The following is a 25529-nucleotide window of genomic DNA, read 5'->3' on the forward strand; positions in this document are numbered from 1 at the left end:
CCTCGCTGACCATGGCGCCCATCCATCGCTGTGAATCGCCAACCTATCACAACCAGGTCGCCTACGAATCCCCCTCCGCGCGCTTTCGTGACTCAGTAAGACTAAGAGACTGTTTGGAAATTCTACTCCGGCGGCCATCTGATGGCGGTTTCTGCGCTTCCGGTGCTCACGGACCCAAATGTCCGCTGCGCTCCGGTTAAGAGCCCCGTATGCCTAAGCGGAATGCGGCTTTTGCAGAACATCGAATTGCGGGTTGGTTTCGGAGAAGATCGGCAGCGCCGCAGCACCAAGGACCGAAGTGTCCTTGCCGGCAGCGCCGACAAGGACCCGCGGCACGGTGCGGGCGCTGGTCGAGCTGACCGAGAGGTACAGGGGGTCGAGCCGGCTCGCCAGAAGCTCGATGACGCCAACCGGCATGAAGCCGCCAAGGACCACGGTTTCGGGATCGAGCGCGAGTTCGAGCATGTTGATGGCCTGGCGCAGCGGATCGATTGCCTGGGCGACCCATGCTTCCAGGCTATCGCCATTGGCCAGCAATGCCTGGAGCAATTCCGGCGAGGCATGATCGGGGTCGGGGATTTCCAGGCACTCATAGGCGGCGCGCAACGAGACATAGCGTTCGAGGCAGCCACGCTTGCCGCAGCCGCATTCGAGGCCGCCGGGCTTGACGATCATGTGGCCGATCTCGCCGGCATTGTGGCGGCTGCCCTTGTAGAGATGGCCGTCAAGGAACAGGCCGGCGCCAAGGCCGGTGCCGATGAACAAATAGACGAAGCTGCTGAGGTTGCGGGCAACGCCATAGAGCCGCTCGCCGATGGCGGCGGCGGTGGCGTCGTTCTCGACTGTCACCGGAATGCCGGTCAGCCGCTGCAATTCTTCGGCGACGGGGAAATCCTGCCAGCCGGGCAGTGCGGTCGGCCCGACCGAGGTCATACCCTCGACGTCGAACGGGCCAGGCATCGCCATGCCGATGCCGAGCAGGCGATTGCGGTCGAAGCGAAACTTGCGCATCAAGTCGCCGCCTATTGTGGCCAGCAGGGGCATCGCCTGCGCCGGCGTCGGCCGGTCCACCGGGCGCTCGATTCGGGCGCGAACCGTGCCGGACAGATCGGTGATGACGCCGACCGCCAGCTGATGATCGAGCTGCAGGCCGATCGAATAGCCGCCGTCGGGATTGATCGAGTAGGGGACCGCCGGCTGGCCGCGCGCGCCTTTCAGCGTGGCTTGCGCGCTAAGCAGCTGTTCGCGCTCGAGTTCCTCGACGATATTGGAGATGGTCTGCGTGCTCAGCGCCGTCAGGCGTGCGATCGCCGCCCGCGACAATGCGCCGTTGGTCCTGATCGCTTCGATCACCACGCGGCGATTGTGGGACTTGGCCTGTTCGAGATTGGTGCCAGCGATGGCTTTCCTGAGGGTCATGTGCGCGTTACCAACAAACTTTCCGTAGAAAACAAATCAAGTTGATTTAATTATACGCAATGGTAGCTACCACTTCTAGCCGGTTTCGCGACGAGAGCGCCATCGTGCCACGCGCGGATCAGTATTATTTGATGCGATCAGCGTCGCCGGCCAACGCCGAGCAACATGGCGGCGAAGGGCGCTGGCACAACCACCTCGATCTGGACGATGCGGGTCCTTTTCAGCGTCGGCTTCTCCCTCCGTAAAGCATCGATCCGCCGCGATGGCCGAGAGGCTGCAGCCAGGGCGAACGGCTTTGCAATCCATCCGCCATTTCCATATATCGCTTGGCATGAAGAAAATCGGTTTCCTGTCATTCGGGCACTGGACGCCCTCATCGCAATCACAGACGCGGTCGGCATCGGACGCGTTGCTGCAGTCCATCGACCTCGCCGTCGCCGCCGAGCAACTGGGCGCGGACGGCGCCTATTTCCGTGTCCATCATTTCGCTCGCCAGCTCGCTTCGCCGTTCCCGCTGCTGGCGGCTGTCGGCGCCAAGACCAGCCGCATCGAGATCGGCACCGCGGTCATCGACATGCGCTACGAGAATCCGCTCTACATGGCCGAGGATGCGGGAGCGGCCGACATCATCGCCGGCGGCCGCCTGCAGCTCGGCATCAGCCGTGGGTCGCCCGAGCAGGTGATCGACGGCTGGCGCTATTTCGGCTACGCCCCGCCGGAAGGGCAGAGCGACACCGACATGGCGCGGCATCACGCCGAGGTCTTCCTCGATACGCTGCGGGGCGAGGGGTTCGCCCAGCCCAATCCGTGGCCGATGTTTCCCAACCCGCCCGGCCTGCTGCGGCTCGAGCCGCATTCGGAGGGCCTGCGCGAGCGGATCTGGTGGGGTGCGGCCACCAACGCCACTTCGGAATGGGCGGCGAAACTGGGCATGAACCTGCAGAGCTCGACGCTCAAATTCGACGAGAGCGGCAAGCCGTTCCACGTCCAGCAGGCCGAGCAGATCCGCATCTATCGCGAAGCCTGGAAGGCGGCCGGGCATCAGCGCGAGCCGCGTGTCTCGGTCAGCCGCAGCATCTTCGCGCTGGTCGACGATCGCGACCGCACCTATTTCGGGCGCGGCAACCAGAGCAGCGACCAGATCGGCTTCATCGAGGAAAACACCAGGGCGATCTTCGGGCGCAGCTACGCCGCCGAGCCGGATGTGCTCATCAAGGAACTGGCGCAGGATGAAGCGATCGCCGAGGCAGACACGCTGCTGCTCACCGTGCCCAACCAGCTCGGCGTCGACTACAACGCCCATGTCATCGAAGCGATCCTGACCCATGTCGCTCCGGCCCTGGGCTGGCGCTGAACTCGGATCGATCAGGGCGGATAGTGCAGGGAGAGACAAGATGCCGAAGAAAGCCCTGATTGCCTGGGGCGGCTGGCCGGGACATACGCCGGAGCAGAGCGCGAAGGTCGTGCGCGGCCTGCTTGAACGCAACGGATTCGACGTCACGCTCGGCGAGGGCACAGTGATGTTCGCCGATCCGAAGCTCGCTTCCTTCGATCTCATCGTGCCCGTGATCACCATGTCGACGATCGAAAAGGCCGAACTTCAGAATCTGGTTCTCGCGGTTCGCCAGGGCAGCGGGCTTGGCGGCTTTCACGGCACGATGTGCGACAGCTTCCGCAGTGAAACCGATTATCAGTTCATGACCGGCGGCCAGTGGGTCGCGCATCCCGGCGACATCATTGACTACACGGTCGCCGTCACCAGGCCGGATGATCCGATCACAAGCGGCGTCAGTGATTTCGCCTATCGATCGGAGCAGTATTATATGCATGTCGATCCGGGCAACGAGGTGCTGGCCACGACCACCTTCACCGACGCCCATTTCCCAGGGATAGGCGGTGTTGTCATGCCGGTGGTCTGGAAGCGTCGCTATGGGGCCGGAAAGGTCTTCTATAGCGCGCTGGGACACAATGCCGACGAGTTCGCGGTCCCGGAAATGGCCTTGATCGTCGAGCGCGGCCTTGTCTGGGCCGCCCGCTAGGTAGGAGCTCGCGGAAATGAGGACGGCGCCATGACGGCATCTGTGAGAGACTTGGCCCTTCACACGCCCATCGATGGTCGGCACCGCAAGATGCTGATCGATGGCGCCTGGTGCGACGCGCTCAGCGACCGCACTTTCGAGACGCGCAACCCCGCCACCGGCGCCGTGATCGGCACCGTGCCGCTCTCCGATTCCAGCGATATTGACCTCGCGGTGGCGGCCGCCCGGCGCGCCTTCGACGGACCGTGGAGCCGGTTCAAACCCTATGAGCGCCAAGTGCTGCTGCTCAAGATCGCAGACCTGATGGAGCGCCGCTGGGAGGAGATTGCGCTTTCCGACACGACGGATATGGGCATGCCCATCGTGCGCACGCTGGCCAACAGGAACCGGGTGCTCGGCATGCTGCGCTTCTATGCCGGCATGGCGACGTCGATCCATGGCCACACGATCGGCAATTCGCTGCCGGGCGACATCGTCTCCTACACGCGCAAGGAACCGGTCGGCGTGGTCGGCGCCATCATTCCCTGGAATGCGCCGACGGCCGCATCGATCTGGAAGATCGGCCCGGCGCTGGCGGCCGGCTGCACCATCGTGTTGAAGCCTTCCGAGGAAGCGCCGCTGACGCCGCTTTTGATCGGCGCGCTGATGATGGAAGCTGGCGTGCCTCCCGGCGTCGTCAACATCGTCACCGGCACCGGCACCGAAGCCGGCGCGCCGCTCGCCGCCCATATGGACGTCGACAAGATTGTGTTCACCGGCTCGACGGCGACCGGCCAAAGCATTCTTCGCGCCTCGGCCGGCAACATGAAGCGCGTTTCGCTGGAGCTCGGCGGCAAGTCGCCGGTCATCGTCTGCGCCGACGCTGATCTCGAACGCGCCGTGCCGATCGCGGCGATGTCGGTGTTCGCCAATTCCGGCCAGATCTGCATCGCCGGCTCGCGGCTGTTCGTCGAGCGGCCGATCTACGAGGAATTCGTCGAGCGGGTCTCGGCCTATGCGGCAAAGCTCAGGATCGGCGACGGCGCCGACCCCGAAACCGAAATCGGGCCGCTGATTTCGCCCAGGCAGCTCGAACGCGTCACCGGCTTCATCGAGGACGGCACCAGGCAAGGCGCGAAGCTGGTCACCGGCGGCAACCGCATCACCGAAGGCGGGCTCGGTGCGGGCAACTTCATCGCGCCCAGCGTGTTCTCCGGCGTGACCGACGATATGCGTATCGCCCGGGAAGAGATTTTCGGCCCGGTGATTTCGGCGTTGCCCTTCGACACGCTGGACGAAGTGGTGCGGCGCGGCAACGACACGCCCTATGGGCTGGGTGCCGGCGTGTTCACCCGCGACGTCGGCAAGGCGCACCAGCTGGCAAACCGCCTGCGCGCCGGCTCCGTCTGGGTCAACACCTATCACGCCATCGACCCGGCGGTGCCCTTCGGCGGCTACAAGATGAGCGGCTACGGCCGCGAGGGCGGCGCCGAACATCTCGACGAATACCTCAACACCAAGGGTGTCTGGATCAGGACGGACTGAGAGGGGGGCGCGACGGAACTCGACAGTGGGTGTTGTTCTTCACCGCTCCGCTCACCCGATACCGCCGGTGACCGCATAGGCGCCGGCAGTGCGGCCATCCTCCAGCCGCACCACCGCTGTCACGATCGAGCCATACGAGCCACGCCAGACGCTGTGGAGCCGCTGATGCTCGGCGGCCGGGACCAGAGCATGTCCGGTGAAGCTGGCGGCGCTTTGCTGCAGGGCGACGGCCTCTCCGTTGACGTGCACTCGGACGCTGACTGTCACGATTGACTCGACGGGCAGGTCGAGCGTGATGGCGATCTCGTGCTGATCGCCCAAAGGTCGCGTCTCGGCGGCAAGCGTAATGGTGAGCGGCGCCTTACCGTCGAGGGCTTGGCCGGAGCGCCCTGAAAAGACATCGTCGGCCAGTTCAGGCGTGCGCGGTGGGCGGCTGCGGCGTTGAGTGGAGCGCTCGAAGTCGCCGGCCATGCGCAAGAGCCTGTCGTCATCATAGGCCTTGCCAGCGAAGGTGAGGCCAACCGGCATGCCGATGTCGGCCATCGTTCCCATCGGCACGGTGACGGTCGGAATGCCGAAATGGCGCCACACCAGATTGCCGTTGGCGACCCAGGTGCCGTTGCGCCAGGCAAGCGCGGCCGACGCCTCGTTGATGTCGGCGTCGGCAGGCCCGACGTCGGCGGCGGCCGGCAGCACCACGGCGTCAATGCACTGTGCGTCCAGCCAGTCCTCGAAATCGATCCGCCGTGTCGCCTCCAGCCCCTTCAGACCGTCCTCAAGCGTCGGAATGTCCACTACGGGCGTGACGCCCGATCTTGCCCGCTCGACATATTCCGAAAGGTCGAAGCCGCCCTCATAGCGGTCGGGCAGCGTGCCCGGCGGTTGCGGAAAGATCTTTGGGCCATCGACCGAGACGAGATCGGGCAGTGCCGGGTCGGCATTGGCGCGCAGGAAATCGTCCCAGCCCCAGATGCAGAGGTCCCAGATTTCGCGGTCGGCGAATTCTTCTGGCACCAGCCCGCGCTCGACCATGCTGCGCGCGCCGGGCCGGTCGCGCTCATAGTTGGAAACGACGGGAAAATCGACCTCCACCACCTCGGCGCCAAGTCGTGTGAGATCGGCCGCTGCCTGTTCCCACAAGGCAAGCACCGAGGCCCGCGTCTCGATAGGCGCATCGGCCTCGCTGTCGCGGCCGATATACATGCGGGGCACGCCCAGCCGCATGCCTTTCAGCGACCCCGCAAGCGTGAGGTCCGTGTAACGCGATGGCCGCACATCGGAGCTCTTCGGCAGTTCGACCCAGGGCTGCGCGCGCCAGAAATCGCCTCGTGTCTCGGGATCGTCGGCGACGATCACGTCGAGCAGTTCGAGCATGTCGGGCACGCTGCGCGTATGCGGCACCACGACATCCATGGTCGGCACCAGCGGCCAGTTGCCGCGCACCGAAATGACGCCGCGCGACGGCGTGTAGGCGACCAGCGCGTTGTTGCTGGCCGGCGCCCGGCCGGACGACCAGGTTTCTTCGCCGAGCCCGAAGGCGCAGAAGCTGGCTGATGTCGCCGTGCCGGAGCCGTTGGATGAGCCCGACGCGAAGGCGGCGGTCAGATAGTCGGCATTGTAAGGACTTTCGGCGCGGCCGTAGACGCCGCGCTGCATGCCGCCATTGGCCATCGGCGGCATGTTGGTGAGGCCGATCAGCACGGCGCCGCCGGCGCGCAACCGGGCGATGGTGAAGGCGTCCTCGTTGGCGACGAGATGCTCGAAGGCCGGCGAGCCGGCGGCCACCGTCAGGCCGGCGACTTTGTAGCTGTCCTTGGCGGTGTAGGGGATGCCGTCGAGCGGGCCGAGCGTGGCGCCGTTGCGGCGGCGCTGGTCGGAGGCGGCGGCCTCCTCGAACATGTCTGGATTGAGCACCGGGACGGCGTTGAGGCTGATGCCGTGGCGATCGAAATGCGCGATGCGCCTGAGATATGCCCCGACCAGTTCGACGCTGGTGACAGTGCCGTCATCGAGCGCGCGTCGCAATTGTTCGATCGTCGCTTCGACTAGATAAAGGCCGGCATCGATCATCACTGGTTCCAAGGCTGTCGTTGCAGTCCCATGGATGAGCGAGGCCGCCGGCTTCGGCAAGAGCCAATCAGCGGCATTTGGCATTCCTGCGGCATTGCGTCAGGCTGGGCTCAAGAAACCGCGCCCGTTTGGGAACCTTTGTCCGGCTGGCGATTTTGGATGTATGGTGTGATTCCGGACGGCCAGAAGGGTGTTGCCGATGACAACGAAATGCCTTGTGATCTTGGCTCTCGCTTTCGCGATAGGCTCAAGCCTTTGCGCTTCGGCGTTCGCTGGCGACCGGCATCACCACCACCAGGCCCAGTCCGAACGCTACGTTCCCGCCGATGACGATCTCATCAATTTCCTGTTCGGCGGCCCGCGTTACTATGATCAGCAGCTCTTCACCACGGCGGCCGGAGCGTGCTCCTACCATCGCGTTGGGCCCGACGCGAATGCGTTGAACAAGATCAACGATCACCATTGCGGGAAGTAGAAACTCTACTCTGGCTGATATCTGATGGCGTTTTCTGCGGTTCCGGTGCTCACGGACCCAAATGTCCGCTGCGCTACGGTTCTCGAAACCGCCATCATATGACTCACCAGAGCGAGTTTCGAAACAGGCTCAGCGCTGGCCGCTCTCCTTCATCCGCTCGACGATCTCGGCCATCAGCGCCAGGTCGCGGCGTGAATCGGCGAGGTCGGTCAGCGGCCTGGTGCCTTCGCTGATATGGCGGTGGAAAATCTCCAACTCGTTGGAGAAAGCGTCGCCATAGAGTGGGCCGAAGGTTCTCGTCACCGGGCCGAGCGGGCCGGCGTCGGTCACCTCCAGCCGGGTCGGCAGGCTGCGGATATAGGGTGTGTCGTAGATGATGCGCACGCGCCTGGTGTTCGAGCGCACCTCGATCATGGCGTCGAACAGGCCGAGATCGTCGACCACCGCGTCATACAGACACGCGAAATGGCCGTAGTCGAAGGTGACGCTGGTGTTGGCGCCGCCATTGGTGCGGTGCGCCGCGAGCACGCGCGCCGGTTCGCCAAGCAGCCCGCGCATTGCCGAAATGTGGTGCGAGGACAGCGCGGTCAGCCCGCGATAGGCGCGCACCAGGTCAGCAGGCGCGTCGGCGCCGACGACTTCGCGGATCAGTGCATCGCGTTCCTTGGCGCCACGCGAAAGCAGGGCGGAGTCTATGTCTTGGGGGTAAAGGACGTTCTGGCTCCTCTTGAGGAAATGCCGGCCTTCCGAGATCAGGTCGAAGATGCGGACATGGGTGATGTCGGCGAAGGCGGGCAGTTCATCCCTGGCCGCCAGATAGGCCGGGGCGTAGCGGCGCATGTAGCCGACGAAAAGCGTCTTCTCGTAACCTGGCATCAGCGTCAGCAAGTCGTCGATCTCGCGTACTGTCAGACAGGCGGGTTTTTCCAAGAGGATGTGCTTGTTGGCTTCCATCGCAGCGCGCACGAAGCGGCTGTGGGTGTCGTCGGACGACAGCACGAAGACCGCGTCGATGTCGGGTGAAGCGATCAGCGCCTCGGCTGTCTCGAAGGCTTTTGCCGTTGGATATTGCCATGTGCACAGCGTCACCAGGCTCGGCGAAACATCATACACGCCCGCGATCACCCAGCGGTCGCGCTGATCGCTCAGCACCGGCAGATGGATCGACTGCGCGACCTCTCCAAGACCGACAAGCCCGACACGGATCACCGCCACGGCATACTCCTTCTCAACGCGATTGCTTTAAGGTGTGTTGATATTCAGGTGATGCCGGCCTGCGAACGGCAGTTTTCTGCGTTTCCGGTGCTCACGTACTTTAAGTACGCTCCGCTCCGGTTCTCGAAAACCGCCATTCTCGGCTCGGCCTGACCTGAATCCCAACACACCTTGGCCAACTTGTTTGTCTTCACACAGCGCCGGTGACCAGCGCGACGAGTTCGTTGCCTGATGTTTCCGAGGCCCGCACCGTCGCCACCATCTTTCCCGCCCGCATCACCCAGATCTGGTCGGACAGGCGGCGGACCTGATCGAAATTGTGGCTGACCAGGATGACACTCACCGACTGCTCGCGCAGGCGCCGGATCAGCGCTTCGACATTGGCCGTCTCCTGCACGCCAAGTGCGGCTGTCGGTTCGTCCATCACCACCAGCTTGGCGCCGGAGCCGACGGCGCGGCAGATCGAGATCGCCTGCCGCTGGCCGCCCGAAAGGCGTCGCACCCGCTGGTTGATCGACGGCACGTTGATCGACAGCCGCGACAGCATGGAACGGGCCTCGCGTTTCATCGCCTTGCGGTCGAGGAAGGCGAAAGGGCCGACGCGGCGCACGATCTCGCGGTTGAGGAACAGGTTCTGCGCGACCGTCAGCTCGTCGATCAGCGCCAGGTTCTGGTGCACGGTTTCGATGCCGGCCTTGCGCGCCTCGTCGGGATTGGCGAAGGGCCGCGCCCGGCCGTCGAAGAACAGGTTGCCGGCGTCCGGCTGATGCACGCCGACCAGGCTGCGGATCAGCGTCGACTTGCCGGCACCATTGTCGCCGATGACGGCTGTGACCTCGCCGCGGCGGGCCTGGAAGGCGACGTCGGTGAAGGCGCGGATGCCGCCGAAATGCTTGCTCAGCCCTTCGCAGGCGATGATCGCGTCGGCGGCGGGGATGTGATTGGCAGCGCTCATTTCTGATACCGCATGATCAGCGCCGCCAGCACCACGATGGCGCCCACGGCAAGCGGTTGGTAGAAGGCCGACACGTTGAGCAAGGTCAGGCCGTTGACCAGCGCGGTGAGCATCAGCGCGCCGATGGCTGGCCCGAGAATGCTGGCGCGGCCGCCGAACAGGCTGACGCCGCCGAGCACCACCGCCGCCACCGAATTCAGGAGCAGGCTGGTGTTGATCAGCGGCTCGGCCGAGCCGATGCGGGCGACCAGAAGCAGCGACGCGATGCCGGCGCAAAAACCCGAGATCGTGTAGGCGGCGATCTTGACCCGGTTGGTGCGGATGCCGAGCGCTCCGGCGCTTTCGGCCTGGCCGCCGGTTGCCAGCAAATGGACGCCGAAGCGGGTGTGATAGAGCGCGATATGCGCTACAACGACGGCTGATATCGCTACCCAGACGGGATAGCCGAAGGGTCCGAACGAACCGGAGGCGAGCCTGAGCAGGAAGGTCGAGCCGACCATGGTCGGCTCGCCACCCGACAGGATGAGGCCAAGCCCGGTGATGCCCGACAGCGTGCCGAGCGTCACCACGAAATCCGGGATTTTGCCGGCGGTGATGATGAGGCCGTTGAAGAAGCCGACGGCGCTGGTCGCGGCGACAGCGAGCACGCAAGCGATGAAGATGCCGTAGCCGGCGGCGTTGACGAGGCCGAGGATGATGGCGCCCAGCATGACGGCGGCCGCCAGCGACAGGTCGATGCCTGAGGTCGCGATGACGAAGGTCTGGCCGATCGACAGCACGACCAGGATCGCCGCCGCCAGCAGCAGTGCCTGCAGATTGGCGACGCTGAGAAAGACCGGCTGGGCGATGCCGAAGACGATGACGAGGCCGACCAGGCCGACGACGGATGCCCAGTCGGCCCAGAAGGAAGGATCAAGGAGGAGAGCCGACAGGGAGGGGCGGCTCTCCTCCGCCGCGCCCGCCGAATGGGCGGCGGGCGCGTTGTCTGAAGGCGTGCTCACTTCAACATCTCGCGGAAGGGATCGGGATAATCGCCGCCGGGGCGCGGGAAGTTCTTCAAGGACGCTTCCGCATTGTCCTTGTTGATCAGCAGCACAGGTGCTGGCACGTTGGCGGGCAGTTCCTTGCCCTTGGCGGCCACCGCGCAGGCTTCGACGCCCATGGCGCCGACGACATAGGGGTACTGAGCGACGGTGGCGGAGAGTTCGCCGGCGGCGACCGATTTCAGCGCGTCGACGATGCCGTCGAGGCCGATCACCTTGACGTCCTTGCCCGAGGTCTGCACGGCGCGTTCGACGCCGAGCGCCATGATGTCGTTGGCGGCGAAGAAGCCGGCGAGATCCGGATGCGCGGCGAGGATGTCGGTGGCGGCGGTCAGCGCCTTCTCGCGGTCCCAGTCGGCGCTCACCATCACCACCACATCGAGCTTGCCTTCGACGGCCTGCTTGAAGCCCTTGATGCGGGCGTTGCTGCCGACATCGCCGACGATGCCGGCGATCAGCGCGACCTTGGAGCCTTTCGGCGCCAGCTTCAGCATCTCCTCGCCGGCCAGCGCGCCGGCAGCGACATTGTCGGTGCCGATATAGGTCGAGACGGCAAAGCCGGCGGCCTTGGCCTGCTCGGCGTCGATGGTGCTGTCGATGTTGACGATCGGCTTCTTCTTCTGGGCGACCGGCACCAGCGCCTGGACGAGATTGGAGACGCTGATCGGGTTGACCAGATAGCAATCGAAGTCCTGCATGGCCATGGCGGTCAGGCGGTCGGCCTGGCCGGTGGCGTCACCCATGTTGGCGGCGGCCTGGACGCTGACATTGACGCCGTTGGCCTTGCCCTGCTCTTCGATGCCCTTCTGCATGGTCTGGAAGAACGGATTGTCGAGGCCTTTGACGATGGCGGCGACTTTGGCCGCGTCCTCGGCGTGGACGGGCGCCGAGATGATGGTTGCAAGCATGCCGGCGCCAAGCAGATTTGTGCTGAGTTTCAGGCAATTGAACATGCGCATGTCTTTCCTCCTCCTGATTGTTTGACGATCTGCATCAGGTTCGTTGTTCGGCGAACGAAATGGCCGACAGGACGCAAGCGACCCCAACGCTTGGCGTGACAAGCTGCCGACAAGCCGATGCCGGCGGCAGGACTTGCTGCTTACGGCCCCGGTTCGGGCGCTTTTTCGTGTCAGGCATTGCTCCTCCCAGAGCGCTGGCCGATGCCTTGCCAGCGTTTCCGCATGTTTTATAAAAAATTGACACGCGTCAAGATTTAAAATGGTGCGCAGTGATTTTGCCTGTGCTGCGCTGCGGCATGACTGGCTTGTGGAATGACAGAAGCCACGCCGTGCGCTACAACCACGACGCGAAAAAGATGCCCTGCTGAGGGAACCTTGAGCACAGCGGTGGGCGCTGCGTCATAAAATCATACCGTAAGGGAAACCACGCCCTGTCGTCGAAAGCGCCGGTGAGGCATGGGGGAGGCTGCATTGGGAGGTGACACGATGTCTGATCAGGACGACCTGATCCGCACGGGCATCGGGCGGTTGCTCGCCGAGAAGACAGGCGCCGCCGTCATATCGATGAGAGAGAGCATCACGGAGCTTTTGACGCTGACCGGTGCCGCGCTGGACGAAAGCCTACAGGACCTGCTGCTGGAGATGGCCGAAGTCCGCGGCATGGTGGTCGCTCTCGATCTTTAGAGCAATTCCAGGAAAAGTGTGAAACGGTTTTCCGTCCGGAATTGCGTCGAAACAAAGCTCTAGGATCGCGGCCGACCGGCCGGTCTCGGCCGGTCGTGCCATGCAAATCAACCAGGCGCGCCGCCAAGGATGAAATCGGCGCAGCGGTCGGCGATCATGATCACCGGTGCGTTGGTGTTGCCGCTGGTCAGCCGCGGCATGATCGAGGCGTCGCAGATGGGCAGGCGCGGCACACCGCGGGCGGCGGTCGGCTGCCTCGGTTAAGGGATAAAGCTCCCCCACTCCTCAAAAATAATAGCGATCTCTCCCCTGACGCGCGAGCCGCGCGGCAGGGCTGACTCTTTTCCCGAACCTCAAACGTCATAGCTTCAGTCAAGCAATGGAGCAGGATCAATGAGCCTCAGGGATAAAACTGTCGTGGTCACCGGTGGAAGCCGCGGGCTTGGCCTCGGATTGGTCGAGGCACTGGTCGAACATGGCGCCAGGGTGACGGTCGTCGCCCGCGGTGCCGAAGCGCTGCAGGCGGTCAGCGTCCGGCTAGGGGTCGCCACGATCGCCGCTGACGTCACGGACGAGGACGCTGCTCATCGCATCCTTGGCGAAATCCACCCGGATATACTGGTGCTGAACGCCGGTGCGACGCCGCGGATGGGCCGGTTGGATCAGCTGAAGTGGGAGGATTTCTCCATAGCCTGGGAAACCGACGTCAAAGCCGGGCTTTATTGGTTGCAGGCGGCGCTCAACCTGCCGCTCAAACCGGGCAGCCGCGTGCTGGTGGGATCAAGCGGCGCCGCCGTTACCGGATCGCAGATGTCTGGCGGCTATGGCGGCTCCAAACGCATGCTTTGGTTCATGGCCAAATACGCCAATGGCGTCTCGCAGGAAAAGAACCTCGGAATCCGCTTCCAGGCCATCGTGCCGCGGCAGATGATCCTCGGCACCGGAACCGGGGATGCTGCGGCCAACGCCTATGCGGGCTCCATGGGCATCACGCCGGAACAATTCGTCGCCCGCTTCGGTGCGCCGATGCCGCCCCGGGCGTTTGGCGATAGGGTGGTTTCCGTGCTGGAAGATCCGCAATATGCCGAGGGCGTCGTCTTCGGCCTCAACGGCGATGCCGGAGTCACCGTCATGGAGGGCGCGACGCCTTGAGCGATAGAGGGCCTGCCGTGGATCGCGACCGCCAGGAAGGGCTCCTTGCCCTTGCTGTCGCGTTGCGGCCCGAGCTGCACCGCTATTGCTCGCGCCTGATGGGATCGGTCATCGACGGCGAGGACGTCGTGCAGGACACTTTTGCGCGGGCCTTCATTGCTTTGGACGAGTTGTGCGAGGTGCCGCAACTGCGACCCTGGCTGTTCCGGATCGCCCACAACCGTGCGCTGGACCTGCTGCGCAGTCGCGCGATCCGTGCTGCCGAGCCTATCGAGGCGGCCCTCGAAATTGTCGACGACGCCGAAGCCGACCCCGTGGAGATGCTGATGCGCAGGCAAGCCGTCCAAACCGCGGTGTCGCGCTTTGCGGAACTGCCGATCCTCCAGCGCAGCGTCATCATCCTGAAGGATGTGCTCGACGAGCCGCTGGCCGAGATCGCCAGCCTGCTGGATATCACGGTCGATGCCGTGAAGGGGCATCTGGCGCGCGGCCGCGCCCGGCTTCGGGAGATCAACGCCCACGCCACCCCGCTGCCCGATGCGCGCATCGCGTCCGCGGCGGTGGTCCGCTATGTCACCCTGTTCAACAAGCGTGACTGGGACGGCCTGCGGGCGCTGCTTGCCGACGACGTGAAGCTTCATCAGTCCCTGCACCCGCCGCGCTCGGGTGCCGCGGATGTCGGCATGTTCTTCACAATCTATGCCAAGAGCGATGACGTATGGGTCACGCCCGCCTGGCTCGAGGGCCGCGAGGTGATCGCGGTGTTCGAACACCGGACCGACCCGAAGCCCGGCTATTTTATGTGGCTGGAGTGGCGGGAAGGGCGGATCAGCTTCATTCGCGACTATCGCTATGTCCGTTATGTCGCCGACGATGCAGAGCTGTCGCTGGTGGAGGACGCTGGCTCTTCCGGTCGCGGCACTGGGCTCTGATTTCGGGTGTTCCTTCGAGGCGGCGGCGTTCGGCAAGCAGTTCGTCAGCTGCCCCGGTAACGCAGAACCTCCACCAGCAGCGTCAGAGCCGGCGATGTGTGACGCCGGCTGGGATAGTACAGGTGATAACCCGGGAAGTATGGGCACCAGTCCTCCAGGACCCGGACCAACCGGCCGTCCCCGACGTAGGGGAGGGCCTCGTCTTCCGGCATGTAGGCAACACCCAGGCCGTCCAGCGCCGAATTCAGGCGCATGCCGAGCGTATTGAAGACCAGTTGGCCGTCGCCCCGCACTTTCATCTCGCGGCCATCTTTCTCGAGGCCCCACGGAAACAGTCCGCCGTGGGTTGGCAGCCGCATGTTAATGCACTTATGGGCGGTGAGGTCCTGTGGGGTTCGAGGGACCGGAAACAGCTTGAAGTAAGCCGGTGAGCCGACCACGGCCATGCGAATGTCTGGCCCGATACGGACCGCCACCATGTCCTTCGCCACCTGCTCGCCCATGCGAACGCCGGCGTCGTAGCCCTCCGCGACAATATCGGTCAGGCCGTAGTCGATGATGATCTCGACCTGAATGTCCGGGAAGTCCGGCAAGAAGCGCTTCAGCGCGGGCTGCAGCACCGACATCGCCGGGTGTTCGCCGGCGGTGATGCGGACGGTTCCAGCCGGCTTTTCGCGAAGCTCGTTCAGGGTGGCCAGTTCGGCCTCGATCTCCTCGAAACGGGGAGCCACGGTATGCATGAGCCGTTCGCCGGCCTCGGTCGGCGCTACGCTGCGCGTGGTCCGGGTCAGGAGCCGCAGCCCGATACGCTCCTCTAGGTTGCGGATGGTCTGACTGAGCGCCGAGGGCGAAACGCCCAACTTCGCTGCGGCACGCGTGAAGCTTCGCTCCTGGGCAACAGTCGCGAATGCGGCAAGATCGTTGAAATTCTGCATGGCCTATTTATTAGCCCATCTAACAAGATCATACCGATTATAGCTGGTTATCACTCAGTCGGCCCAGCCCTATTTTGCGGGAGATGTCCCACTGCCCCACTCGCCTCCACCAGCCGCAAAGGATCTAACATGCACAACATCGAAAGCACCGGCCGCTCGGCGGACCGCGATATCAACCGCCGCTCGTTGCTCAGCGCAACGGGCCTGGTTGCGGCCGCGACCCTGGCAGGTGGAACGACGTTTTCAGCCGCGGCTCAGCAGGCAGCCCCAGCACTCTCTGGCCCAAGCGTGGAGGGCCGGCGAAAGCTGGGCTCGCTGGAGGTCTCCAGCATCGGCCTCGGCGTCCAGAACATGAGCCGGACCTATCAGACAATCGTTCCTGCACGACCGCAGATGATCGACATCATCCGCACGGCCTTCGATCGGGGTGTCACCTTCTTCGACGCAGCCGAGGCTTACGGCCCCCACGAGGTGGAGCGTATCCTCGGCGAAGGCATCGCGCCGTTCCGCGACCGGGTGGTGATTACATCGAAGTTCGGCTGGAATATCGATCTTGAAACGGGCCAACGGCGCCCGGGGCTCAATAGTCGTCCGGACCACATCAAGCTGGCCGTTGAGGGCATGCTCAAGCGTCTGCGCACCGATCGCATTGACCTCCTCTATCAGCACCGGGTCGATCCGCAGGTGCCGATCGAAGACGTCGCCGGCGCGGTCAAGGATCTGATGGCGCAAGGCAAGATCCAGCATTGGGGCCTGTCGGAGATGGGACTCAAGACACTTCGCCGTGCTCACGCGGCGCTGCCCATTACGGCCGTCCAGAGCGAGTATTCGATGCTGTGGCGCGGGCCTGAACGCGAGGTCATTGCGCTTTGCCAGGAACTCGGCATTGGCTTCGTGCCGTGGAGTCCGCTCGGCGTGGGTTTCCTGACCGGTGCCATCGACGCAAATACGCGGTTCGCCGATGGTGACATTCGCAAGATCGAGGGCCGCTTCTCACCGGAGAATCTGGTGCACAACCTGGCGCTCGTAAAGCTGGTTGAGAGCTGGGCCGAACGGAAGGAAGCCGCGCCGGGACAGATCGCTCTGGCCTGGCTGATGGCGCGGAAGCCCTGGATCGTGCCTATCCCCGGGACGACGCAGATGGCGCACCTGCTCGACAACATCGGTGCGACTTCCGTCCGGTTCACGCCCGCGGAACTTGCGGAACTTGATGCCTCGGCGGCGTCGATCCAAATCCAGGGAGCACGCCTGCCTGAGGCTGTCCTGGCATATTCGGGTGTCGAAGCGCCGGAGAAGAGCTGAGCCCGAGCTGGCAACAAATCAAAAGGAAGACCGTTATGAAAACCAGAAAACTGGGAGACCTGGAGGTTTCCGCCCTCGGCCTGGGCTGCATGAGCATGAGCTCCGCCTACGGGCCACCCGCCGACAAGGCCGAGATGATCAAGCTCATCCGCGCCGCCCACGATCGCGGTGTGACCCTGTTCGACACGGCGGAAGCCTATGGGCCCTTTACAAATGAGGAACTCGTCGGCGAGGCTCTCGAGCCCATTCGCGACCAGGTGGTCATCGCCACGAAATTCGGCTTCGACATCGACCTTGAGACCGGCGCACGCACCGGCGGCACAAACAGCCGGCCTGAACACATCAAGCGCGTGGCCGAAGCCGCTCTCAAGCGCCTTAGAACGGACCGTATCGACATTTTCTACCAGCATCGCGTCGACGCGAACGTGCCGATCGAGGATGTGGCTGGTGCCATCAAGGACCTGATCGCGGAAGGCAAGGTCAAACACTGGGGGCTTTCCGAGGCGGGTGTACAGACCATTCGCCGCGCCCACGCGGTACAGAGAGTCTCGGCCGTGCAGAGCGAGTATTCGTTGTTTTACCGCGGTGCTGAAGCCGAGGCTCTGCCGCTCTGCGAAGAGCTCGGGATCGGCTTCGTACCTTTCAGCCCGCTGGGGGCGGGCTTCCTGACCGGCAAAATCGATGAAACCACGAAGTTTGACCCTACCGACTTCCGCAATGCCGTGCCGCGCTTCTCGCCAGAAGCGCGCAAGGCGAACATGGCGCTGGTCGATGTCGTCAAATCGGTTGCGCAGCGCAAGGGAGCTACCCCGGCCCAGATCGCGCTCGCCTGGCTGCTGGCCCAAAAGCCGTGGATCGTGCCTATACCCGGCACCACGAAACTGCACCGTCTCGAGGAGAACCTCGATGCGGTGGACGTTGCGCTCACCTCGCAAGATCTTCATGAGTTGGCCGAGGCTCTGGCGAAGATCGAGGTTCAGGGCGACCGCCTCCCTGAAGGGGCGCTCAAGATGACTGGGCTCTGATCGAGGCCTGAAGCGCGACCGATGCTGAAAAGCCGCCGCTGGGCGCCGCCGATGAAGATGCTTCATCGACGGCGCCTGCGGCGCTTGCTTGGCCTCTGCGCTTATTTGACCTGGATCAGCAGACCGAGCGGGGCGAGCGGGCCGACATGCATCAGCTCATAATTGGCGAAGCCGCCGGCGGTCAGCGGCAACGCCTCGACCGCCGCCTTGGCCTCTTCGACCGTTTCGACTGCGCACGCTTTTGCGCCAGCGCCCTCGGACGCGGTGTGCGCGACCTTCGCGCGGATTTGCGCTGAGGGGGCGGCAAGGGCGGGGCTAACGCGGCTCAATCAGCGTCCGCGCTGCGTCTTTCCCCGCCGCGAGGATGCGATCCGACAATTCCGTTCCTTCCACCGCGCGAGCCAGTTGCAGCGCGCCGATGAGCGTTGCGAAGACACCCAGCGCCACGCCTTCCGGGTCCTTGGCCTGCGGAAGTGCTTCAGCCAACTGGCGCACCAAAGTCAGCAAGTGGTCGGTATAGACTTCGCGGGTTTCAGGTGGCTGACGCGCGAGTTCCGGCAGCAGCGCGGCGGACGCGCAGCCCTTTTCCGGATTGTCCCGGTGCTCGGCTGACAGATACGCCTCTATGCCCATCTCCGGGCCACCGGAGGCCAGTGCTTCGGCCAGTTGCTGCGACTGAAGCTCCATGGCCGCCGCCACGCTTTCGCGGACGAGCTCCGCCTTGGATTGAAAGTGCGGATAGAAGGCGCCGTTCGTAAGCCCGGCGTCGCTCATGATGGTTGCCAGTCCGGACGCAGCGATGCCGTCGCTGCGAAAACGGTCGGCGGCGACTTCCATGATCCGGCCGCGTGATGCGTCCTTTCGGCCCTTCTCGTAGCGCATAGCCGCACTTCCTTTCTGCTATTGCATTATGATCATAATTTGATATTATGAGTGTAATTCAACTGGGGCGAAAAGGCTAGCCCTCATGAGTTTGGAGCACGAAATGAATATGAAATCCGGAAAAACCGCTGTCGTGACTGGAGCCTCCTCGGGCATCGGCCGCGCCAGCGCCGAGGCCCTGGCGCGGGCGGGGTTCACTGTCTTCGGAACGAGCCGCCGCAAGGCCGGCAACGAGCCGGACGGGGTGACCATGCTGGCTTGCGACGTGACCGACGGCGAGGCCGTCGCGGCACTCGTTTCGACGGTCCTGTCGCGGACCGGCCGGATCGACCTCTTGGTCAACAATGCCGGCGTCGGCCTACTTGGCGGCGCCGAGGAATCCTCGGTCGCACAGGTGCAGGCCTTGTTCGACGTCAATCTGTTCGGTGTCATTCGCATGACCAATGCGGTGTTGCCGTCGATGCGGCGGCGCGGCGAAGGGCGCATCATCAATATCGGCTCGATTCTGGGATTGGTACCCGCGCCATACTCAGCGCATTACTCGGCGGTCAAGCACGCGCTCGAGGGCTATTCGGAATCGCTCGATCACGAGGTTCGCGCCTTCAATATTCGCGTCTCGGTCATCGAGCCGGCATTCGTGCGTACCGTCTTCGACCAGAACGGCATCGAGCCGGATTCGCTGTTGAAGGAATACGATCGGGCTCGGGCCGGGCTCAAGGCGCTGCTGAGCGAGGTGATGCCGACAGCCGATCGGCCGGAGGTGGTGGCGAAGGTGGTCGTCAAGGCGGCGACCGATGCCCGTCCGCGACGGCGCTACACCGCCGGCAAGGCCGCGCGGCAGGTCAGCCTCCTGCGCCGCTTTGCCCCCGCGGAGATGTTCGACAAGAGCTTGCGCAAGCAGTTCCGTCTGCCGGTCTGAACATCAGCGAGACCAGAGATTTCACGCATATGCGATACGCCAAAATCACTTTCAGAAAGTCACTATCATGAAGGCATTCGTTGTCGACAAGTATAACAAGAAGGGCATTCTGCGGCTGGCCGAGATGCCGGAGCCGGTTCTCCAGGACAGTGATGTCCTGGTCGAGATCCATGCCGCAGGGGTGAACCTGCTCGATTCCAAGATCAGGACCGGAGAGTTCAAGCTCATCCTGCCCTATCGCCGCCCTCTCATCCTGGGCCACGACGTGGCTGGGACGGTTATCCGCGTGGGATCGAAAGTCCGCAAATTCAAACCCGGCGACGATGTCTATGCGCGGCCGCGCGATGGCCGGATCGGGACATTCGCCGAGTTCATCGCCATGGATGAAGCCGACGTGGCCTTGAAGCCAAAAAACCTCAGCATGGAAGAGGCGGCCTCGATCCCGCTGGTCGGCCTGACCGCCTGGCAGGTGCTCATTGAAAGGGCAAACCTTAAGAAGGGACAGAAGGTCTTCATCCAGGCCGGCTCCGGCGGCGTGGGGACATTCGCCATCCAACTGGCAAAGCACCTCGGCGCGACCGTGGCCACAACCGCTGGTGCAGCGAGTGCCGATCTGGTCAGGGGTCTCGGCGCCGATGTCGTCGTCGACTACAGGAAGGACGACTTCGAGAAAGTCCTGTCGGGCTACGACGTCGTCTTGAACAGCCAGGACGGCAAAACGCTTGAAAAATCCCTGGACGTGCTGAAACCGGGTGGGAAGCTCATCTCCATCTCTGGCCCAACGGATCCCGAATTTGCCAGGGAAAAGGGCCTGAACCTGGTGCTGAGGCTGATACTGCGCCTGTTGAGTCGTGCCATTCGGGCCAAAGCCAAGCGCCGTGGCGTCAGGTTTTCGTTCCTTTTCATGGGAGCACAGGGCGATCAGCTGAGCAAGATCACCTCCCTCATCGAATCCGGAGCGATCCGCCCAGTTGTCGATCGGGTCTTTCCCTTTGAAGCGACCAATGAGGCTCTGGCTTACGTCGAAGGCGGACGTGCCAAGGGTAAGGTCGTCATCAAGGTCAGATAGCTACCATACCGGGCCGGTGCTCGGCCAACGCCTGGGACACGGCGTGCGCGACCTTCGTGCGGATTTGCGCTGAGGGGACAAGAACGAGCGGAGAGCTTGCCTTGGCGTCGACGTTGATCGACGGCCGGTCCTCCGGCCGCCGCATCCACCGCTGCAGCTATTTGTTTCTACGCAATTCCGGACGGAATACCGTTGCGCACTTTTCCTGGAATTGCTTTATTGATTGATCTCGGGTTCGACGAGCCTTGCCAGGTTTCTGAGCGACTCCTGCCAGCCGAGATAGCAGGCTTCGACCGGGATGACGTCCGGAATGCCGGCCTGGGTGATGTCAATCTCGGTGCCGACCGACACCTTTTTCAAGATCACCGTCACCTGGATTTCGCCGGCCAGGTTGGGATCGTCGAATCTGTCGGTGTAGCGCAGGCGCTCGGCCGGAACGAGTTCGAGATACTCGCCGCCGAAGGAATGGCCGTTGCCGGTCGTGAAGTTGCGGAAGGACATTTTGAAATTGCCGCCGACTTTTGCGTCGAGGTGATGAACCGTGCAGGTGAAGCCGTTCGGCGGAAGCCACTTCGCCAGCGCGTCCGCTTCAACGAAGGCGCGATAGACTTTCTCCGGGCTGGTCGTCAGGACGCGATGCAAGCGTACGGTGCCGGGCATATCCTATATCCTTTCATGATGCCTTTTCGATGCCCCAAGGACGAACGGGACTTGGCCAGTCCGACACAGGCTATCAGATTTTTGAGGGCCCGGCCGCAAGCCTGCCCGACTGGCGCAGGCCTTTGGCGTGCGCCAGTTCAGGTTGATTGGGACTCGATTTTGCGGCGCCTGGCCTAATCGCTGCAAATGAGGAACCGGATAGCCATTATGAGGAGACTGTTTATAACGGTCGCTGAGATCGCGATGACCAAGGGGAGACGATGCGCTACATACGTCCGCTTTCAATCGAAGATGCCGTTGGCCAGCTGGCCGGGTCGGCCGGTACGGCCGCCATTCTCGCCGGGGGCAGTGACCTGCTGGTGAGGATGAAGGGCGGCTTTGTCGAACCCGACCTGATCGTCGACATCAAGGCGATCGAGGGCTTGAGCGAGATCAGGGAAACGGCCGACGGCTTCAGCATCGGTGCCGCGGTCCCCTGCGCCGTCCTGGGAGAGAGCGCTGCCCTGAAGAAGGCATGGCCCGGCGTCGTCGAAGCCGCCAAGCTGATCGGCTCGAAGCAGGTGCAGGGGCGCTGCACGATCACCGGCAATCTCTGCAACGCCTCGCCGGCGGCCGACAGCGTGCCGGCGCTGGTCGCGGCCGGCGCCAGGGCATCGGTCGTCGGGCCGGCGGGCAGGCGCACGATTCCCGTGGAGAGCGTGCCGACCGGGCCGGGCAAGACGTCCTTGGCCAAAGGCGAGATCATCGAGGCGATCCTGCTCGACAAGCGCCCGCCGCGCTCGGGCGATGCGTATCTGCGTTTCATTCCACGTACCGAGATGGATATCGCGGTGGTCAGCGCCGGCGTGAACTTGACGCTCGATGAGAGTGGTGTCGTCATAGCGGCCCGCGTGGCCGTCGGCGCCGCGGCGCCGACGGTGCTTCTGGTTGAGGAGGCCGCGCAGGTTCTCATCGGCTCCAAGCTTGACGAAGCCGCGCTTGAGAGGCTCGCCATGGTCTGCTCGGGGGCTTGCCGTCCCATCGACGACAAGCGGGGCACCGTCGAGTTCAGAAGGAAGGTTGCGGGTGTGTTGGCCAAGCGGGCCGCCACTTCAGCCTATGCGCGCGCAGGAGGCAAATGATGGCTGGTGTAGCAGTCTCAACCACAATCAATGGCGACCACGTCGAGTACCTTTGCCAGCCGGACGAGACGCTGCTCGATGTCCTGCGCGATCGCCTGGGGCTGACGGGCGCCAAGGAAGGCTGCGGCACCGGCGACTGCGGCGCCTGCAGCATCATCCTCGACGACCGGCTGGTGTGCTCGTGCCTGGTGCTCGGCGCGGAAGCTGAAGGCCGGCGCGTCGAGACCATCGAGGGCATGGCGCATGGCGACAAATTGCATCCGCTGCAGCAGAAGTTTCTCGAACACGCGGCGTTGCAATGCGGCATCTGCACGCCCGGCTTCCTGATTGCGGCCAAGGACCTTTTGGCCAAGAACCCCGACCCGACCGAGGAGGAAATCCGCTTCGGCCTCGCCGGCAACCTCTGCCGCTGCACCGGCTACGACAAGATCGTGCGTGCCGTCCAGGACGCCGTCAGCGTGATGAAGGGAGCATGAGATGAATTTCGATCCGCGTTTTTCGGGGCGTAAATTCACATCCGTCGGCACGCGCCCGATCCGTCCCGACGGCGTCGACAAGGTCACGGGCCGCGCCCGCTACGGCGCCGACTTCAACATGGCCGGCCAACTGGTCGGGCGTGTTCTGCGCAGCCCGCATGCGCACGCGAAAATCAGGAAGATCGACACCTCGAAGGCGGAGAAGCTCCCCGGCGTCAAGGCGGTGATCACCGCTGCCGACCTGCCGGACCTCACCGATGGCGATGCCGCCATGTACGACGTCCTCGACAATTGCATGGCGCGCGGCAAGGCGCTCTATGACGGCCATGCGGTGGCCGCGGTGGCAGCCGTCGACGCCCGCACGGCGAGGCAGGCGCTGAAGCTGATCGAGGTCGACTACGAGTTGTTGCCGCATGTCACCGATGTCGACGAGGCGATGAAGCACTCCGCGCCTCTCATCAACGACGCCATCTTCACCGAAGGGCTTGAGGAAAAGCCGGTAAAACCCTCCAACGTCACCAAGCGCAGCCAGTTTGGCCATGGCGATGTCCATCAGGGTTTCGGGCACGCCGATTTCATCGTCGAGCGCTCCTTCAAGACCGAGCAGACGCACCAGGGCTATATCGAGCCGCATGCCTGCGTGGCGAGCGTCAGCTCCGACGGCACCGCAGACCTCTGGGTCTGCACGCAGGGGCATTTCGTCTACCGCCAGCACTGCGCGCAGCTGCTTGGCATGGAAGCCTCGAAGCTGCGCGTCACCTCCTCGGAGATCGGCGGCGGCTTCGGTGGCAAGACCCATGTCTGGGCCGAGCCGGTGGCGCTGGCGCTGTCGCGCAAGGCCGGACGGCCGGTGAAGCTGGTGATGACCCGCGACGAGGTGTTCCGCGCCTCGGGCCCGACCAGCGCCACCTCGATCGACGTCAAGATCGGCGCCCGCAAGGACGGCACCATCACCGCGGCCGAAGCGACGCTGCGCTATTCCTGCGGCCCCTATGCCGGCTCCTGGGCCGAGATCGGCGCCATGACGGCGTTCGCCTGCTACAAGCTCGATAACGTCAAGACGGTCGGCTACGAAGTGCTGGTCAACCGGCCGAAGACCGCGGCCTATCGCGCGCCGTCGGCGCCGATGGCGGCGTTCGCGGTGGAAAGCGCCGTCGACGAACTGGCCAAGGAGGTCGGCATGGATCCGGTCGAGTTCCGGATCAGGAACGCCGCGCAGGAAGGCACCAGATCGTCCTACGGCCCGGTCTATGGCCCGATCGGCATCGGCCCGACACTGGAAGCTGCGAAGAGCCATCCGCACATGAAGGCGCCGCTGGGCAAGAACCAGGGCCGTGGCATGGCTTGCGGCTTCTGGTTCAACTTCGGCGGCCAGACTTGCACCGACCTCAACATCGGCATGGACGGTTCGGTCTCGCTTGCCGTCGGCACCGTCGATGTGGGTGGTTCCCGCGCGTCGCTGTCGCTGGTGGCGGCGGAGGAACTCGGCATCGCCTATGAGCAGGTCAAGGCGATCGTCGCCGACACCTCCAGCCTCGGCTACAACGACATGACGGACGGCAGCCGCGGCACATTCTCGTCCTCCATGGCGACGATCTCGGCCGCCCGCAACGCGATCAAGATCCTGCGGGAACGCGCCGCGCAGATGTGGGACATTTCCGTAGACGACGTGGTCTGGGAAAACGGCCACGCGACTGCCAAAGGCGAGAAGCATGGCAATCTTGGGCGGCTGTCACTGAAGGAGATCGCGGTCGCGTCGGGGAAGACCGGCGGACCGATCGCCGGCCACAGCGAGCTTGTCGCCGATGGCGCGGGCGTCTCCTTCGCCACCCATATCTGCGATATCGAGGTCGATCCCGAGACCGGCGCCACGCGGGTGCTGCGCTACACCGTCGTCCAGGACGCCGGCAAGGCGGTGCACCCGACCTATGTGGAGGGACAGTACCAGGGGGGTGCCGCGCAAGGCATCGGCTGGGCGCTCAACGAGGAGTATATCTACGGCAAGGACGGGCGGCTTCAGAACCCCGGCTTCCTCGACTATCGCATCCCGGTCTGCTCGGACCTGCCGATGATCGATACGCAGATCCTCGAGATCCCCAACCCCAACCACCCCTATGGGGTGCGCGGCGTTGGCGAGACCTCGATCGTGCCGCCATTGGCGGCGATCGCCAATGCCGTGTCGAACGCCGCGGGCGTGCGGATGACACATATTCCGATGTCGCCGCCGCGCATCCTGGCGGCGATCGAGATGAAACGGGCAGGCTGATGGTCGAAGTGACGCTCTGGGGATCGCTTGGCGCGGCCGCCGGAGGCAAGAACAAGGTCGAGATCGAGGCCAAGGACATAAGGGAGCTGTTCAGGAAGCTGGCTGAACAGTATCCCGGCCTCGAGCCCTTGATCGACCGCGGCATCGCTGTCGCCATCGACGGGACGATCTATCGCGACACCTGGTCGAAGGAATTGCCGGAAGGGTCGGAGATTTTCCTGCTGCCGAGGTTGGCGGGGGGATAGTTGGACAAGCGTCTCGCTGCCATCGCTTAGCACCAAGGTCTCGAACGTCTCGGCATGAGCCGGGGAACGAACCCGCTGCGCGGGAGGGCGCCTGCGGTTGAGGTAGAGATCAAGAACCGGTCGTTGCGCCTGCATTGAGCGGGGTTCGGCAGCGGCAGAGCA

The 25529-nt window shown here is 64.0% G+C and carries 25 protein-coding genes and 1 pseudogene; 14 read left to right on the forward strand and 12 right to left on the reverse strand.

Going from position 1 to position 25529, the window contains the following annotated elements; translation table 11 throughout:
- Positions 1-213: 213 nt before the first annotated feature.
- Positions 214-1419: an ROK family transcriptional regulator gene (locus ACFFNA_RS34060; RefSeq protein WP_378924253.1), complete on the reverse strand. Its 1206-nt coding sequence runs from the start codon at positions 1417-1419 to the stop codon at positions 214-216.
- A 331-nt stretch (positions 1420-1750) separates the two neighbouring features.
- Here ACFFNA_RS34060 and ACFFNA_RS34065 point away from each other — a divergent pair, with 331 nt between their 5' ends.
- The 3 genes from ACFFNA_RS34065 to ACFFNA_RS34075 are packed head-to-tail and all read left to right on the forward strand — an operon-like array spanning position 1751 to position 4982.
- Positions 1751-2773, forward strand: a complete 1023-nt coding sequence (locus ACFFNA_RS34065; RefSeq protein WP_378924294.1) for an LLM class flavin-dependent oxidoreductase — start codon at positions 1751-1753, stop codon at positions 2771-2773.
- Between the two features lie 40 nt (positions 2774-2813).
- Entirely contained in the window at positions 2814-3458 is a 645-nt protein-coding gene (locus ACFFNA_RS34070; RefSeq protein ID WP_378924255.1) for a ThuA domain-containing protein, read from the forward strand.
- 30 nt (positions 3459-3488) lie between these two features.
- Positions 3489-4982: an aldehyde dehydrogenase family protein gene (locus ACFFNA_RS34075; protein ID WP_378924257.1), complete on the forward strand. Its 1494-nt coding sequence runs from the start codon at positions 3489-3491 to the stop codon at positions 4980-4982.
- A gap of 51 nt (positions 4983-5033) precedes the next feature.
- Here the strand turns inward: ACFFNA_RS34075 and ACFFNA_RS34080 are convergent, their stop codons facing one another.
- The 6 genes from ACFFNA_RS34080 to ACFFNA_RS34105 all read right to left on the reverse strand — a co-directional run bounded on the left by ACFFNA_RS34080 (position 5034) and on the right by ACFFNA_RS34105 (position 11699).
- A complete protein-coding gene (locus ACFFNA_RS34080; protein WP_378924259.1) occupies positions 5034-7052 on the reverse strand; it encodes an amidase in 2019 nt (672 codons plus the stop codon).
- 247 nt (positions 7053-7299) lie between these two features.
- On the reverse strand, positions 7300-7515 hold the full coding sequence (locus ACFFNA_RS34085; RefSeq protein ID WP_378924261.1) for a hypothetical protein: 216 nt from the start codon (positions 7513-7515) through the stop codon (positions 7300-7302).
- A gap of 141 nt (positions 7516-7656) precedes the next feature.
- The gene (locus ACFFNA_RS34090) at positions 7657-8742 is read right to left on the reverse strand and encodes a Gfo/Idh/MocA family protein (RefSeq protein ID WP_378924262.1); all 1086 of its coding nucleotides are present in this window, start codon (positions 8740-8742) and stop codon (positions 7657-7659) included.
- Positions 8743-8932: 190 nt separating this feature from the next.
- Entirely contained in the window at positions 8933-9697 is a 765-nt protein-coding gene (locus ACFFNA_RS34095; protein WP_378924264.1) for an ATP-binding cassette domain-containing protein, read from the reverse strand.
- The gene (locus ACFFNA_RS34100) at positions 9694-10698 is read right to left on the reverse strand and encodes an ABC transporter permease (protein ID WP_111543191.1); all 1005 of its coding nucleotides are present in this window, start codon (positions 10696-10698) and stop codon (positions 9694-9696) included. Before ACFFNA_RS34100 ends, ACFFNA_RS34095 begins: the two co-directional genes overlap by 4 nt.
- Positions 10695-11699: a sugar ABC transporter substrate-binding protein gene (locus ACFFNA_RS34105; RefSeq protein ID WP_111543192.1), complete on the reverse strand. Its 1005-nt coding sequence runs from the start codon at positions 11697-11699 to the stop codon at positions 10695-10697. Before ACFFNA_RS34105 ends, ACFFNA_RS34100 begins: the two co-directional genes overlap by 4 nt.
- A 486-nt stretch (positions 11700-12185) precedes the next feature.
- On the opposite strand from ACFFNA_RS34105, the gene ACFFNA_RS34110 reads away from it, so the two are divergent.
- Positions 12186-12383, forward strand: a complete 198-nt coding sequence (locus tag ACFFNA_RS34110; protein ID WP_378924267.1) for a hypothetical protein — start codon at positions 12186-12188, stop codon at positions 12381-12383.
- A gap of 107 nt (positions 12384-12490) precedes the next feature.
- On the opposite strand, the pseudogene ACFFNA_RS34115 reads toward ACFFNA_RS34110, so the two are convergent.
- A pseudogene (locus tag ACFFNA_RS34115) lies at positions 12491-12622 on the reverse strand (GMC oxidoreductase); the annotation flags it as partial.
- A 154-nt stretch (positions 12623-12776) separates the two neighbouring features.
- Between ACFFNA_RS34115 and ACFFNA_RS34120 the strand changes: the two are divergent.
- Positions 12777-13535 (forward strand): SDR family oxidoreductase, encoded by a 759-nt coding sequence (locus tag ACFFNA_RS34120; RefSeq protein WP_111543194.1) that lies wholly within the window; start codon positions 12777-12779, stop codon positions 13533-13535.
- On the forward strand, positions 13532-14467 hold the full coding sequence (locus ACFFNA_RS34125; RefSeq protein ID WP_378924271.1) for a sigma-70 family RNA polymerase sigma factor: 936 nt from the start codon (positions 13532-13534) through the stop codon (positions 14465-14467). Before ACFFNA_RS34120 ends, ACFFNA_RS34125 begins: the two co-directional genes overlap by 4 nt.
- 44 nt (positions 14468-14511) lie before the next feature.
- Here the strand turns inward: ACFFNA_RS34125 and ACFFNA_RS34130 are convergent, their stop codons facing one another.
- The gene (locus ACFFNA_RS34130; RefSeq protein WP_378924273.1) at positions 14512-15402 is read right to left on the reverse strand and encodes a LysR family transcriptional regulator; all 891 of its coding nucleotides are present in this window, start codon (positions 15400-15402) and stop codon (positions 14512-14514) included.
- Between the two features lie 129 nt (positions 15403-15531).
- Between ACFFNA_RS34130 and ACFFNA_RS34135 the strand changes: the two genes are divergently transcribed.
- Both ACFFNA_RS34135 and ACFFNA_RS34140 read left to right on the forward strand, forming a co-directional pair.
- Entirely contained in the window at positions 15532-16704 is a 1173-nt protein-coding gene (locus tag ACFFNA_RS34135; RefSeq protein WP_378924275.1) for an aldo/keto reductase, read from the forward strand.
- Between the two features lie 35 nt (positions 16705-16739).
- Positions 16740-17729, forward strand: a complete 990-nt coding sequence (locus tag ACFFNA_RS34140) for an aldo/keto reductase (protein WP_378924277.1) — start codon at positions 16740-16742, stop codon at positions 17727-17729.
- Between the two features lie 101 nt (positions 17730-17830).
- On the opposite strand, the gene ACFFNA_RS34145 is transcribed toward ACFFNA_RS34140, so the two are convergent.
- Positions 17831-18058 (reverse strand): hypothetical protein, encoded by a 228-nt coding sequence (locus ACFFNA_RS34145; protein ID WP_378924279.1) that lies wholly within the window; start codon positions 18056-18058, stop codon positions 17831-17833.
- Positions 18045-18611, reverse strand: a complete 567-nt coding sequence (locus ACFFNA_RS34150) for a TetR/AcrR family transcriptional regulator (RefSeq protein WP_378924281.1) — start codon at positions 18609-18611, stop codon at positions 18045-18047. The genes ACFFNA_RS34145 and ACFFNA_RS34150 overlap by 14 nt, the downstream gene beginning before the upstream one ends.
- Positions 18612-18714: 103 nt before the next feature.
- On the opposite strand from ACFFNA_RS34150, the gene ACFFNA_RS34155 reads away from it, so the two are divergent.
- Positions 18715-19530: an oxidoreductase gene (locus ACFFNA_RS34155; RefSeq protein ID WP_111543763.1), complete on the forward strand. Its 816-nt coding sequence runs from the start codon at positions 18715-18717 to the stop codon at positions 19528-19530.
- Between the two features lie 67 nt (positions 19531-19597).
- Positions 19598-20599, forward strand: coding sequence for an NADP-dependent oxidoreductase (locus tag ACFFNA_RS34160; RefSeq protein WP_378924283.1), 1002 nt, complete (start codon positions 19598-19600; stop codon positions 20597-20599).
- Positions 20600-20815: 216 nt separating this feature from the next.
- On the opposite strand, the gene ACFFNA_RS34165 is transcribed toward ACFFNA_RS34160, so the two are convergent.
- Complete coding sequence (locus ACFFNA_RS34165) at positions 20816-21259, reverse strand: SRPBCC family protein (RefSeq protein ID WP_378924285.1); 444 nt, start codon at positions 21257-21259, stop codon at positions 20816-20818.
- A 260-nt stretch (positions 21260-21519) separates the two neighbouring features.
- Between ACFFNA_RS34165 and ACFFNA_RS34170 the strand changes: the two genes are divergently transcribed.
- Genes ACFFNA_RS34170 through ACFFNA_RS34185 form a run of 4 tightly spaced genes read left to right on the forward strand, consistent with a single transcriptional unit; the run spans position 21520 to position 25367 of the window.
- Positions 21520-22380, forward strand: coding sequence for an FAD binding domain-containing protein (locus ACFFNA_RS34170; protein WP_378924287.1), 861 nt, complete (start codon positions 21520-21522; stop codon positions 22378-22380).
- Positions 22380-22856, forward strand: coding sequence for a (2Fe-2S)-binding protein (locus ACFFNA_RS34175; protein ID WP_378924289.1), 477 nt, complete (start codon positions 22380-22382; stop codon positions 22854-22856). The genes ACFFNA_RS34170 and ACFFNA_RS34175 overlap by 1 nt, the downstream gene beginning before the upstream one ends.
- A 1-nt stretch (position 22857) precedes the next feature.
- Positions 22858-25122 (forward strand): xanthine dehydrogenase family protein molybdopterin-binding subunit, encoded by a 2265-nt coding sequence (locus ACFFNA_RS34180; RefSeq protein WP_378924291.1) that lies wholly within the window; start codon positions 22858-22860, stop codon positions 25120-25122.
- Entirely contained in the window at positions 25122-25367 is a 246-nt protein-coding gene (locus ACFFNA_RS34185) for a MoaD/ThiS family protein (protein WP_111543205.1), read from the forward strand. The genes ACFFNA_RS34180 and ACFFNA_RS34185 overlap by 1 nt, the downstream gene beginning before the upstream one ends.
- Positions 25368-25529 lie beyond the last annotated feature (162 nt).

The organism is Mesorhizobium kowhaii (assembly GCF_042431665.1).
GTDB lineage: Bacteria > Pseudomonadota > Alphaproteobacteria > Rhizobiales > Rhizobiaceae > Mesorhizobium > Mesorhizobium kowhaii.